General features: G+C 72.3%; 13 protein-coding genes. 6 read left to right on the top strand and 7 right to left on the bottom strand.

Annotation, left to right across the window (positions count from 1 at the left end; translation table 11 throughout):
- Positions 1-594 (top strand): TetR/AcrR family transcriptional regulator, encoded by a 594-nt coding sequence (locus PV963_RS09485; protein WP_274815207.1) that lies wholly within the window; start codon positions 1-3, stop codon positions 592-594.
- 159 nt (positions 595-753) lie between these two features.
- On the opposite strand, the gene PV963_RS09480 is transcribed toward PV963_RS09485, so the two are convergent.
- Positions 754-1,977, bottom strand: coding sequence for an acyl-CoA dehydrogenase family protein (locus PV963_RS09480; protein WP_274815206.1), 1,224 nt, complete (start codon positions 1,975-1,977; stop codon positions 754-756).
- Positions 1,978-1,982: 5 nt separating this feature from the next.
- Complete coding sequence (locus PV963_RS09475) at positions 1,983-3,005, bottom strand: phosphotransferase family protein (protein WP_274815205.1); 1,023 nt, start codon at positions 3,003-3,005, stop codon at positions 1,983-1,985.
- 198 nt (positions 3,006-3,203) lie between these two features.
- Here PV963_RS09475 and PV963_RS09470 point away from each other — a divergent pair, with 198 nt between their 5' ends.
- A complete protein-coding gene (locus PV963_RS09470) occupies positions 3,204-4,148 on the top strand; it encodes an NADP-dependent oxidoreductase (protein ID WP_274815204.1) in 945 nt (314 codons plus the stop codon).
- Between the two features lie 493 nt (positions 4,149-4,641).
- On the opposite strand, the gene PV963_RS09465 is transcribed toward PV963_RS09470, so the two are convergent.
- The 4 genes from PV963_RS09465 to PV963_RS09450 all read right to left on the bottom strand — a co-directional run bounded on the left by PV963_RS09465 (position 4,642) and on the right by PV963_RS09450 (position 6,894).
- The gene (locus PV963_RS09465; protein ID WP_274815203.1) at positions 4,642-4,977 is read right to left on the bottom strand and encodes a DUF202 domain-containing protein; all 336 of its coding nucleotides are present in this window, start codon (positions 4,975-4,977) and stop codon (positions 4,642-4,644) included.
- Positions 4,974-5,366 (bottom strand): YidH family protein, encoded by a 393-nt coding sequence (locus PV963_RS09460; RefSeq protein WP_274815202.1) that lies wholly within the window; start codon positions 5,364-5,366, stop codon positions 4,974-4,976. The genes PV963_RS09465 and PV963_RS09460 overlap by 4 nt, the downstream gene beginning before the upstream one ends.
- Positions 5,367-5,451: 85 nt before the next feature.
- Positions 5,452-5,967, bottom strand: a complete 516-nt coding sequence (locus tag PV963_RS09455; protein ID WP_274815201.1) for an NUDIX hydrolase — start codon at positions 5,965-5,967, stop codon at positions 5,452-5,454.
- Positions 5,968-5,994: 27 nt separating this feature from the next.
- A complete protein-coding gene (locus PV963_RS09450; protein WP_274815200.1) occupies positions 5,995-6,894 on the bottom strand; it encodes a DMT family transporter in 900 nt (299 codons plus the stop codon).
- 365 nt (positions 6,895-7,259) lie between these two features.
- On the opposite strand from PV963_RS09450, the gene PV963_RS09445 reads away from it, so the two are divergent.
- The 4 genes from PV963_RS09445 (at position 7,260) to PV963_RS09430 (ending at position 11,240) form a co-directional block, all read left to right on the top strand.
- Positions 7,260-8,216: a hypothetical protein gene (locus PV963_RS09445; protein WP_274815199.1), complete on the top strand. Its 957-nt coding sequence runs from the start codon at positions 7,260-7,262 to the stop codon at positions 8,214-8,216.
- A 37-nt stretch (positions 8,217-8,253) separates the two neighbouring features.
- Complete coding sequence (locus PV963_RS09440; RefSeq protein WP_274815198.1) at positions 8,254-9,807, top strand: APC family permease; 1,554 nt, start codon at positions 8,254-8,256, stop codon at positions 9,805-9,807.
- A 193-nt stretch (positions 9,808-10,000) separates the two neighbouring features.
- Positions 10,001-10,642: a molybdopterin-dependent oxidoreductase gene (locus PV963_RS09435; RefSeq protein ID WP_274815197.1), complete on the top strand. Its 642-nt coding sequence runs from the start codon at positions 10,001-10,003 to the stop codon at positions 10,640-10,642.
- Positions 10,626-11,240 carry a cytochrome b/b6 domain-containing protein gene (locus PV963_RS09430; RefSeq protein WP_274815196.1) on the top strand — a complete coding sequence of 205 codons (615 nt, stop codon included), beginning with the start codon at positions 10,626-10,628 and terminating at the stop codon, positions 11,238-11,240. The genes PV963_RS09435 and PV963_RS09430 overlap by 17 nt, the downstream gene beginning before the upstream one ends.
- A gap of 74 nt (positions 11,241-11,314) precedes the next feature.
- On the opposite strand, the gene PV963_RS09425 is transcribed toward PV963_RS09430, so the two are convergent.
- Positions 11,315-12,346, bottom strand: a complete 1,032-nt coding sequence (locus tag PV963_RS09425) for an L-idonate 5-dehydrogenase (protein ID WP_274815195.1) — start codon at positions 12,344-12,346, stop codon at positions 11,315-11,317.
- Positions 12,347-12,348: the final 2 nt, after the last annotated feature.

The following is a 12,348-nucleotide window of genomic DNA, read 5'->3' as shown; positions in this document are numbered from 1 at the left end:
GTGCCCAGGACGACGGACTCGGACGGCACCCCCGTACCTCAGCGGCTCCTGGCCGCCGCCACCCGGCTCTTCGCCGAGCAGGGCTACGACCGCACCTCGGTGCAGGAGATCGTCGAGGCGGCCGGTGTCACCAAAGGCGCGCTGTACCACTACTTCGGCTCCAAGGACGACCTCCTGCACGAGGTGTACGCGCGTGTGCTGCGCATCCAGCAGGAGAGACTGGACGCCGTCGCGGACGCCGACGAGCCGGTGGAGAAGCGGCTGCGGGCCGCGGCCGCGGACGTCGTGGTGACGACCATCGAGAACCTCGACGACGCGATGATCTTCTGGCGGTCCATGCACCACCTGAGCCCCGAGAAGAACAAGCAGGTCCGCGCCGAGCGCCGCCGCTACCACGAGCGCTTCCGCGCGCTGGTCGAGGAGGGCCAGGAGTCGGGCGTCTTCTCCAGGGCGACCCCGGCGGACCTGGTGGTCGACTACCACTTCGGCTCGGTCCACCACCTGTCCACGTGGTACCGCCCCGAGGGCCCCATGAGCCCCCAGCAGGTGGCCGACCACCTGGCGGACCTGCTGCTGCGCGCACTGCGCCCGTAGCTGCGCAACCCAGCCCGTCCGGCGCTTGAGGACGAGGCCGTTCAGGCCGAAGCGGGGGTCTGGGGGCGCAGCCCCCAGCGGGGTCGAAGGGGCGGAGCCCTTGGAGATGGGACGGGTAGGGGCGGCGGGGGCGAAAAACCCTCCCGCCGCCCCGCCGCGTCACACGTACCGCTTCAGCTCCCGCCGCGCCAGCGACCGCTGATGCACCTCGTCCGGCCCGTCGGCGATCATCAGCGTCCGCGCCCCCGCGTACAGCTCCGCCAGCGGGAAGTCCTGGCTCACACCCCCCGCACCGTGCAACTGGATCGCCCGGTCGAGGATGTCCACCACCGCGCGAGGCGTGGCGATCTTGATCGACTGGATCTCGGTGTGCGCTCCCTTGTTGCCGACCGTGTCCATCAGCCACGCCGTCTTCAGCACCAGCAGCCGCAGCTGCTCCACGGTCACCCGCGCATCCGCGATCCAGTTGTGCACCACGCCCTGCTGGGCCAGCGCCTTCCCGAAGGCGGTACGGGACACGGCCCGCCGGCACATCAGCTCGATCGCCCGCTCCGCCATCCCGATCAGCCGCATGCAGTGGTGGATCCGGCCGGGCCCCAGCCGCGCCTGTGCGATGGCGAAGCCACCGCCCTCCTCGCCGATGAGGTTCGACGCCGGCACGCGCGCGTGGTCGAAGATCACCTCGGCATGGCCGCCGTGGTAGTGGTCCTCGTAGCCGAAGACCTGCATCGCGCGCTCGATCGTGACACCCGGCGTGTCACGGGGGACCAGGATCATCGACTGCTGACGGCGGATGTCGGAACCCTCCGGGTCCGTCTTGCCCATCACGATGAAGATCTTGCAGTCCGGGTGCAGCGCCCCGGAGATGTACCACTTGCGCCCGGTGACGACGTACTCGTCTGTGCCGTCGGAGGCTCGCTCGATGTGGGTGGTGATGTTCGTGGCGTCCGAGGAGGCCACCTCCGGCTCGGTCATCGCGAACGCCGAGCGGATCTCACCGGCCAGCAGCGGCTCCAGCCACTGCTTGCGCTGCTGCTCGTCGCCGAACTGGGTGAGCACCTCCATGTTGCCCGTGTCGGGTGCCGCGCAGTTCGTCACCGTCGGGGCGAGCTGCGGGGAGCGCCCCATGATCTCGGCGAGCGGCGCGTACTGGAGGTTGGTGAGCCCCGCGCCGTACTCGGAGTCCGGCAGGAAGAGGTTCCACAGGCCCTGCCTGCGCGCCTCGGCCTTCAGCTCCTCGACCACCGCCGGGGTCTCCCACGGCGAGGCGAGCCGGGTCCGCTGCTCGTGCGCGACGGCCTCGGCCGGATAGACGTACTCGTCCATGAAGGCCAGCAGCTTGCCGCGCAGCTCCTCGGTGCGCGCGTCGAACGCGAAGTCCATGTCCGTCAGCCTTCCTGGAGGGTGGTGAGACCGTGCTCGATGAAGACGGGGACCAGGTCGCCGATGCGGTCGAAGCCGCGTCCGACCGTCTGGCCCAGGGTGTAGCGGTAGTGGATGCCCTCCAGGATCACGGCGAGCTTGAACCAGGCGAACGCCGTGTACCAGGCGACCGCGGAGACGTCGCGCCCCGAGCGGGCGGCGTACCGCTCGATCAGTTCGGCCGGGTCCGGGTGCCCCGGCGCCTCGGCCGTCGTGGAGACGGGGGAGTCAGGGGCGTCGAGCGGCAGGCTGTACATCGCCAGCAGGCCCAGGTCGGTGAGCGGGTCGCCCAGGGTGGACATCTCCCAGTCGAGGATCGCCTTGATGCGGTCGTCCTCGCCGATCAGGACGTTGTCCAGCCGGTAGTCGCCGTGCACCACGGCCGGGGCGGGGGAGGAGGGCAGTTGCCGTCCGAGCGTCGCGTGCAGCTCGTCGATCCCGGCCAGCTCGCGGTTGCGCGAGGCGTCCAGCTGCTTGCCCCAGCGGCGCAGCTGCCGGTCCAGGAAGCCCTCGGGCCGGCCGAAGTCCGCGAGCCCCACCTCGCCCGGGTCCACCGCGTGCAGCTCCACCAGCGCGTCCACCAGGTTCAGCACCGCGCCCCGGGTCCGCTCCGGACCGAGCGGGGCGAGCTGGTCGGCCGTGCGGTACGGGGTGCCCCCGACGAACTCCATGACGTAGAACGGCGCGCCGAGCACCTCCTCGTCCTCGCACAGCAGCACCGGCCGCGGAACCGGTACGGCGGTCGGGTGCAGCGCGCTGATCACCCGGTGCTCGCGCTTCATGTCGTGCGCGGTGGCCAGGACATGGCCGAGCGGGGGCCGCCGTACGACCCACCGGGAGGTGCCGTCGGAGACCGCGTAGGTGAGGTTCGACCGTCCGCCCTCGATCAGCCGGCCGGACAGGGCGCCGCTCACCAGGCCGGGCCGCTCGCGGTCGAGCAGGCCGCGCAGCCGGTCGAGGTCGAGTCCGGGCGGGTGGTCGGGGCTCATGCGTCGCTCCTACGGGCAGGTGAACAGTTCCCGACTCATGATGCCGACCGGTCGGTATGTAGTCCAGAGCGGGGCCGAAAGGTGATCGGAGCCACGATATGCCGACGACTCCCGCCGCGGGGCGCCGGGGAGGTCTGGCCCGGTTCGTTCAGGCCATCCGGCTTGCGTGCCGCGCGGCGAGCCCGGAAGGTCTAAGCCATGAAGGCGATCAGCTACTCGCGGTACGGCGGACCCGAAGTGCTGGCGTTCGGGGAGGTCCGCGATCCCAAGGTCGGCCCGGACTCGGTGCTGGTGAAGGTGCGGGCGGCGGCCGTGAACCCCGTCGACTGGAAGGCCCGCGAGGGTTACCTCGAAGGGCTCTTCGAAGCCGCCTTCCCCGTGGTGCCCGGCTGGGACGTCTCGGGCGTCGTCGTACGGCCCGGCATGGCCGTGTCGGAGTTCGACGTCGGCGACGAGGTCATCGGGTACGTACGCGAGGACTTCCTCTCCCGCGGCACCTTCGCCGAGTACGTGGCCGCGCCCCTGCGCACCCTCGCGCGCAAGCCGCGCAATCTCTCCTTCGAGGAGGCGGCCGGTCTGCCGCTGGTCGGGCTCACCGCCTACCAGGTGCTGGTCAAGCTGCTCCAGGTGAAGCGGGGCGAGACCGTCCTGGTGCACGCCGCGGCCGGCGGCGTCGGCTCGATCGCCGTGCAGCTCGGCGCCCACCTCGGCGCCCGGGTGATCGGCACGGCGAGCGAGCCCAACCACGACTTCGTGCGCGGCCTCGGCGGGGAGCCTGTGACGTACGGCGAGGGCCTGGGCGAGCGCGTGCGCGGGCTGGCGCCCGAGGGGGTGGACGCGGTGTTCGACACGGTGGGCGGGGACGCGCTGAAGGTCTCGGCGAACCTGCTGGCCCCCGAGGGCCGCCTGGTGTCGGTCGCCGACGGCGGCGTCGTGAACTACGGCGGCCGCTACTACTTCGTCCGCCCCGACGCCGAGGACCTCCAGCGGCTGTCCGAACTCGCGGAACAGGGCGTGGTGAGCGTGCACGTCTCCGAGACGTTCCCGCTGGAACGCGCGGCGGACGCGCACCGGCTGAACGAGGAGGGCCGGACGCGCGGCAAGATCGTAGTGACGGTGGACTGGGAGCCGGAGGACACGTAGCTGCCGACGGCGCCCTGGCGTGTGGTGTCCTGGTGTGCGGTGTCCTGGCGTCCGGTGTGCGGCGTCCCGGCGTGCGGCGTCCTGGCGTCCGGTGGGCGGCGCCCTGGCGCGTGCGGTGTCCCGGTGTCGGGTGTGCGGTGGCCCGGCGCGCGGTGCCCCTGGAGTCTGGTGTGCCGTGCCCGGCGTGCGGTGTCCCGGTGTCGGGTGTGCGGTGTCCCGGCGTTCGGTGCCCTGGCCTCCGGCGCGCGGTGTCCCGGCGTGCGGTGTCCGGCCGTACGGTGTCCCGCCGTGCGGCGTCCTGGCGTGCGGTGTCCGGCCGTACGGTGTCCCGCCGTGCGGCGTCCTGGCCTCCGGCCCCTTGGCGTGGCGTGTCGTGGTGTCCGGCGTTCGCCGCGTCCCGCCGTGTCCTGGCCTCCGGCGCCCGCCGCGTCCCGGCGTGCGGGGCCCTGGCCTCCGGCGTGCCGTGCCCCGGCGGCCGCCCTCCGCCGCGTCCCTAGACGACGAGAGCCGCCCCGCACACCGCCATCGCCAGTGTGCACAGCACCGCGGCCGTGGCGTGCCGGGGAGCGAACGCCGCTGGGCTGGCGGTGGCCGAGAGCGTGCGGATGCGGCGGTGGGCGATGCTCAGGAAGCCCAGCCACAGGACGCAGCACAGCGCGCACGCGACGAGCCCGGGCGCCGACGCCCCGCCGTGCAGCGCGGTCTTCACGGCGAGTACGGCGGAGACCGTGCCCGACAGCGTCGTACGCCGCCACGCGAGCCGGGTCCGCTCGGGCTGCAGCCCGGGGTCGCGGTCGGGGTCCTGTCGCCGGGCCGCCGGCGCGTTCACCCCTCCCACCCCACGAGCACCACGACGACCATGGCGAGGGCCACGATCGCGACGACGAGGCTCAGTACCGCCGGGAACCGGGACACCGGCAGGTCCTCTCCCCGGCGCATGGCCCGCTCGCAGCGCACCCAGTGGTTGACCGCCCGCAGCGCACACAGCACGCCCGCGGCCAGCAGGGCGAGCGCCAGCCCCACCCGCCAGCCCCAGCGCAGGTCCGGCAGGAACTGGTCCACGGCGAAGCCGCCGCCGATCAGCGCGAGCGCGGTGCGCAGCCAGGCCAGGAAGGTGCGTTCGTTCGCCAGCGAGAACCGGTAGTCGGGCGTCTCGCCGTCCTGGCGCACCTGCGCGGGCGCGAACCACAAACGGACGTTCCGTACGAACTCGATCACGTGCGCGACCCTACCCGGGACACGGTCGCCGGGCGTTGCCGGTGCCGCCTCCGCGACGCCCTCCGCAGCCTCGGGACGAACCCGCTCAGCCCATCGACCGAAACGCCCTGAGCCGCTCGTACGCCGCCAGTCCGTCCGGTACCCACTCCCAGTCGCCCAGGCGCCGCCGCACCTCGTCCTCGGGCAGGAAGTCGTGCCAGGCCACCTCCTCGACCTGCGGCTGTACCGGAAGGTCGCAGCGGACCTCGTACACCGCCGACCACCAGGTCTGGCCGGCGCCGTTGGCGTAGAGGAACTTGAAGAGGTACCGCGGGAGCGGCAGACCCGTCACGCCCAGTTCCTCCTCTGCCTCGCGCAGGGCCGCCGTGTCGTAGGCCTCGCCCGCGCCGACCACTCCGCCGACGAACATGTCGTACAGGGAGGGGAAGACCAGCTTGGTCGGGGTCCGCCGGTGCACGAAGATCCGCCCCTCGGCGTCCCGCGCCTGGATGAACACACAGCGGTGCCGCAGGCCCCTGGCGTAGGCCTCGCCCCGGGGCGACTGCCCGATGACGCGGTCGTTCTCGTCGACGATGTCGAGGATCTCGTCAGCAGCACTCATGCCCTCATCCAAGCAGGGCGCGAGGCGTCACTGCGGCTGTGGCTGAAGCTGCCCCACGCGTACCCGCTGCGCCGTCCCCGTCGGCATGGCCGGATGCAGACCCAGCAGCACGATCCCGGCGATCACGGCCAGCAGACCGCCCGCCTCCCAGCTCAACGCCACCGCGTCGGTCCGCAGCCGGTCGCCCAGGAAGCCGACGCCGCAGATGATCCCGGCGATCGGCTGGGCCGCGGTCAGGGCGGGCAGCGACTTGCGCAGGGACGCGGTCTCGAAGGCGCTCTGCACGAGGAGCAGCCCCGTGACGCCCAGCGCGAGGACGGCGTACGGCTGCCAGCCGGTCAGCAGCCCGGCGAAGCCGCCCTCGGCGAACTTCTCCCCGCTCACCCGGGTCAGCGCGTCCTGCACGCCGTACAGCAGTCCCGCTGCCAGGGCCAGCAGCACCGGCCCGGAGCCCAGGCGGGAGCGCTTGGCATGCGCCGTGAGCAGCAGGGCGAGCCCGGTCATGGCCCCGATGATCAGCCACTGCCGCACCGGATCGGCCGTCGCGGCGCCGCCGTGCGGCTCGCCCGCCACGATGAACGTGCTCACTCCGCCCGCCAGCAGCAGCAGGCCCGCCCAGCCCTGGCGGCCGAGCGGCTGCCGGGTCTGCCGGCGGGACAGCGCGAGCGCGAACAGCAGGTTCGTCGCGAGCAGCGGCTCCACCAGCGACAGCTCGCCCTGCCCCAGCGCGGCCGCGCCCAGTGCCATGCCGACCACCATCAGCGCGATGCCGCCGAGCCAGCGCGGCACCTTCACCAGGTCGAGCAGCAGCCGGAAGGACAGGAAGTCGTTGAGCGGGGCGCGCTGGGCCGCGTTCTGCTGAAGGACGAAACCGAAGCCCAGACAGCAGGCGGCACTCACGGCGAGCGCCAGAACTAGAACCGACACGCGGTGTACCTCGATCATCAGGTCGGGTCACGATGGCGTAAGGGTCGACTGTACCGGCCGGCTCCGCCCGGCGCGCCCGTACGTCGTCCCATCGTGCGAGGTGCCGACCCCTCAGCACTATGACGCACGCCACAAAGGGCGAAACGGATAAATCGGATGCGCACCCCATCCTTCTCTGAGCCCACGCTGATCACAAAACCCTCACAAGTGACAGCAGTTGACGCGTGTAACGCCCTTGCGGCCCTTGACGTAAACCGTTGGCTGCGGGTTGGCTGTGCGTGATCAGTTCATGGCGAAGCGCACACACGCGCTCCATCGACCGCCGTGAGCCGAAACACAAGAAGAGCGCGTGAGGAAGTTCCGCGGTGCCCCCACCCCCGCCCCCGCCTCCCCTCGGCCGTGGCCGCGGACGTGCGGCGCAGGCCTTCGACGAGGCCCTCGACGACGCCGACCTCGTGGCCGCGCGCGCCGCGCTGGCGCAGGGCCGCTGGCAGAACGCCCGCTCCCTGCTGGTGCACACCGGAGACGACTGGGACCGGCGCGGCCACCGCGTCATGGTCCTCGCGCGGGAGTCCTACAGCGCCGCATGGGCCCGTGAGTGGCTGCTCGCCGAGCCCGAGTCCGCCGACGCCTCCGTCCTGCTCGCCCTCGCCCAGGTCCGGCGCGCCCTGCACGGCAAGGGCAAGCCGGTCCCGGCCCGCGAGGCCTGCGCGAACGCCGCCGCCCGCGCCCCCGCCGACCCCACCCCCTGGCTCGGCCTGCTCCTGCTGGAGTGCGCTCTCGGCACCGACCAGGACGTGGTCCGGACCTTCGAGCAGGTCCGCGCCCGGTACGCCGACCACCACCACGCCCACCACCTGATGGTCGCCCGGCTCGCCGGACGCCGCACGGAGGCCGGTCCGGACCCGCTGCACGAGGTCTACGACTTCGCCAACTGGGCCGCCGAACAGGCACCCGCCGACTCCCCGCTCGCGATCCTGCCGGTCATCGCGCACGCCGAGCGCTACCGCGCGCTGGCCGCCGCCGGACACGAACCCGCCGACCCGGCCGCCTCGGGCCACTGGACCGGCCGCCGCGCCCGGCAGGTGATGAAGGCCGCCTTCGACTGGTGGCTGGAGTGGGAGCTGGAGGGGCACCCGCGCCGGCTGATCGACCTCAACTTCCTCGCCCACGCCAAGCTCTGCGAGGGACGGGGCGCCGAGGCAGCCGCCCTGTTCCACCGGATCGGCCGGCACGCCACCCCGGCGCCCTGGTCGTACCCGGACCGCGACCCGCACACCGCCTTCGCCGCCGCCCGCGCCGCCGCGCTCGGCACGGCCTGACACCCCCGGAAATTCCAGAAGTGAGGACGCTCTCCCGATGACCACGGACAGTTCGAGCACGAGTACGAGCACAACCGCCGCCGGCGGCATCAGTACGTTCAAGGGGCAGGAGCGCGCCCTGCGCGCCGACCGGCTCGGCACCGGGGGACTGCTGCTCTCCGTCCTCGCCGCGACCGCCCCGCTCATGGTGGTCGCGGGTGTCATGCCCACTACATTCGCTACATGGGCATCGGTGATGGGCATCGTCGGGCAGCCGCTGCTCTTCGTCGTCCTCGGCGTCGTCCTGATCCTGTTCAGCATCGGCTACGCCGAGATGAGCCGCCACGTCCACAACGCCGGCGCCTTCTACGCGTACATATCACGCGGCCTCGGCGGCACCGCCGGCGCGGGCGCCGCCCTGGTCGCCCTCGTCGCCTACAACGCGCTCCAGATCGGCATCTACGGCATCTTCGGCTTCGAGGTCTCCGGGCTCCTCGCCACCTACGCCGAGGTGGAGATCGCCTGGTGGATACCGGCGCTGGTGGCCGCGCTCGCCGTCGGCCTGCTGGGCTGGCTGAAGATCGACGTCAACGCGCGCGTGCTCGGCGTGCTGCTCGTCATCGAGGTGCTCCTCGTCGTGATCTTCGACGTCGCCGCCCTCGCCGACCCCGGCACGGAAGGCCTGTCGCTGCACGCGTTCAACCCGGACACCCTCACCGGCGCGGGCGTCGGCACCGCGCTGTGCTTCTGCATCGCCGCGTTCCTCGGCTTCGAGCAGGCACCCGTGTACGCCGAGGAGACCAGCCGCCCGCACGTCCTGGTGCCGCGGGTGATGTTCCTCGCCGTCGGCGGGGTCGCCGTCTTCTTCGCGCTGAGCAGCTGGGCCCTCACCGTCGCCACCGGCCCCGCCGCGATCGTCGGCACGGCCCAGAAGCAGAGCGCCGGACTGCTGTTCTTCCTCACCGAGTCCCGCCTCGGCGGCACCTTCACGGACGTCCTGCACGTCCTGTTCGTCACCGGCATGTTCGCCGCCCTGCTCAGCTTCCACAACGTCGTCGCCCGGTACGCCTTCGCCATGGGCCGCGAGGGCCTGCTGCCCGCCGCCTTCGGCCGCACCAGCGGCACCAGCGGCGCGCCCGGCACCGGCTCGCTGCTCCAGACCGTCGTGGCCGTGGTGGTCGTGGCCGCCTTCGCGATCGCCGACGACAAGCCGGCCGGCGACCCGACCGCGCCCGTCCTGCAGCTGTTCACCTGGTTCGGCAACATCGGCGCCCTCGGCGTGATCGTGCTGATGGCGGCGGCCTCCCTGTCGGTCGTCGTCTTCTTCGTCCGCCGGGGTGCCGCGGGCGCCCAGGCCTGGCGGCTGGTCACCTCCGCGCTGGCGGGCCTCGCCCTGCTCGTGATCGCCGGCTACACGGTGAAGGACTTCGAGGTCCTCGTCGGCGCCGGCCCGGACTCCTCGCTGAGCTGGGTGCTGCCCGGCACCATCGGCCTCGCCCTGGTCGCCGGCCTGGTCTGGGGCCTGGTGCTGCGCGCCCGCGATCCCGAGAAGCACGCCCGGATCGGGCTCGGCAATGAGGCGTTCCAGCTGGAAAAGGCGGCGTCGTCCTGACCCCGGCCGCGTAAGAAGTGGTTACGGAACTCTGACGAGCACCCGCGATCCCTGTCCTGACGGGGCCGCGGGTGTTCGAATGAGAACGTGAACCAGGACGTACATGAGGGCATGAACGACGGACACCCCGAACAGCGGGGCCCCGGTCGGCCGCCGCGTCTTCCTCGGCACCCTCGGACTGGGCGCCCTCGGCGTGGTCGCCGCGCCCCGACTGCAACGCGGCCTGGAGGGCTTCCTCGGCGGCGCCGTCGACAAGGACCCCACCGGCCTGACGGGACTGCTCCCCAACGGCGGCGGCTTCCGCTACTACTCGGTCGCCTCGTCGGTCCCGCGCAAGAACGCCGGCACCTACCGCCTGAAGCTGGACGGCCTGGTCGACCGCCCCACGACCTACACCCTGGCCGACCTCAAAGCCCTCCCGCAGACCCGCCTGGTCCGCGACGTCCAGTGCGTCACCGGCTGGCGCGTTCCCGACACCCCCTTCGAGGGCGTACGCCTGTCCCGGCTCCTCGACGCCGCCGGGGTCCGCCCCACGGCCAAGGCCATCCGCTTCACCTGCTTCGACGGCACGTACACCGAGAGCCTCACCCTCGACCAGGCCCGCCGCGCCGACGTCCTGGTCGCCCTGCGCATGCAGGACAAGGACCTCGGCCACTCCCACGGCGGCCCGGTCCGCCTCTACGTGGCGCCCATGTACTTCTACAAGTCCGCCAAGTGGCTCTCCGGCATCACCGTCACCGACGAGGTCAGACCGGGCTACTGGGAGGAACGCGGCTACGACATCGACGCCTGGGTGGGCCGATCGAACGGACGGGACGATGAGCCCACGACCTGACACCGCGGTCGCTCTCAGGCGCTTCAGCCGGACCGAGCGCTGGGTACACCGCACGACGGCCGCGCTCATGGGCGTCTGCGTCCTGACGGCGGCCTGTCTCTACGTCCCCCAGCTCGCCGAACTCGTCGGCCGCCGCGCCCTCGTCGTCACCCTGCACCAATGGACCGGCCTCGCCCTGCCCGTCCCGGTCCTGGCGGGCCTCGCCTCCCGCGCCCTCCGTGCCGACCTCGGCCACCTCAACCGCTTCGGCCCGCACGACCGCACCTGGCTGCGCGCCGCCCTGCACCGCGACAAACGCCCCACGTCCCGCCCCGCGGGCAAGTTCAACGCCGGCCAGAAGCTCTACGCGTCCTGGATCGCCGGCGCCACCCTGGTCATGCTCGGCACCGGCCTGATGATGTGGTTCACCCACCTCACCCCCCTCCTGTGGCGCACCAGCGCGACCTTCGTCCACGACTGGCTGGCCCTCACCATCGGCATAGTCCTCGCCGGCCACATCGGCATGGCCCTGGCCGATCCGGAGTCCAGAAGGGGTATGCGCACAGGCAAGGTGAGCAGAGAGTGGGCGGACCGACAGCATTCCTTGTGGCGCCCGTAGTTATTCGCCCCAGGGGCGCGGGGAACTGCGCGAACAACCACAACGCACCCGCAGTCGCCCGACAACACCCACCCCTACGGCGCCACGGCGAAATCCAGCAGCACCTTGCAAGACCGACTCCGATCAGCAGCCAGGGCAAAGGCGGACTCGGCCTCCCTCACGGACACCACCGCACTGATCAGCCCGTCGAACGCCACCTCCCCCGCCAGCAACTCCAGCGCCTGATCGAACTCCCCGTCGAAGCGAAACGCCCCCCGCAGCTCGATCTCCCGACTCACCACGAGGTTCCCCGCAAACGCACTGTGCCCCGGCGGCAGCATCCCCAACTGCACCACGACCCCACCCCGCCGCACCCGCCGCAGACACGTGTCGAGCCCGGCAGCCACTCCGGACGCCTCGATCGCGACGTCCACTTCACAAGGCCACCCCGGGTCCCCAGGATCATCGGCCCGTACGAGAGTCCCGGCACCGGCGACCCGCGCGTACTCCAGCGCCTCGGGCAGCAGATCCGTGACGGTCACCCGCGCCGCCCCGGCCGCCTTCGCCGCCGCGACCACGAGACAGCCGATGGGCCCGGCACCGGTCACCAGGACGTGCCGCCCGGCCACCTCCCCGGCCCGCCGCACCGCGTGCAGGGCGACGGACAGCGGCTCGGCGAGCGCGGCCCGGCGCAGCTCCAGACCGTCCGGCAATGCCCGCAACTGCTCGCAGGGCACGACCACTTGCGCCGCGAATCCCCCCTGCACATGCGGAAAGCGCGCCGCACTGCCCAGATACCGCGTGTCCCGGCAGACGTTCCGCCGACCGTCCGAGCACTCCGGACACACCCCGCACGGCGTCGCCGGATGCACGGCTACAGCGGCACCCGGAGCCGGCCCCGACGCGCCGGCACCGTACCCGACCACCGTCCCGACCACCTCGTGCCCGAGCACCATCGGCTCCCGGAGCCGGAAGTCCCCGACCCCGCCGTGCCGCCAGTAGTGCAGATCGGACCCGCACACCCCGCCGTACCGCACGGCGACCAGCGCCTGCCCCGGTCCGGGCTCGGGAGCCGGCAACTCCGCCACGCGCAGGTCATCCTGACCGTGGATCACACAACCCAGCATCA

The organism is Streptomyces coeruleorubidus (assembly GCF_028885415.1).
Taxonomy (GTDB): Bacteria; Actinomycetota; Actinomycetes; order Streptomycetales; family Streptomycetaceae; genus Streptomyces; species Streptomyces coeruleorubidus_A.
Note: the sequence above shows the minus strand (reverse complement) of the source record. Positions and strands in the feature narration are given on the sequence as shown.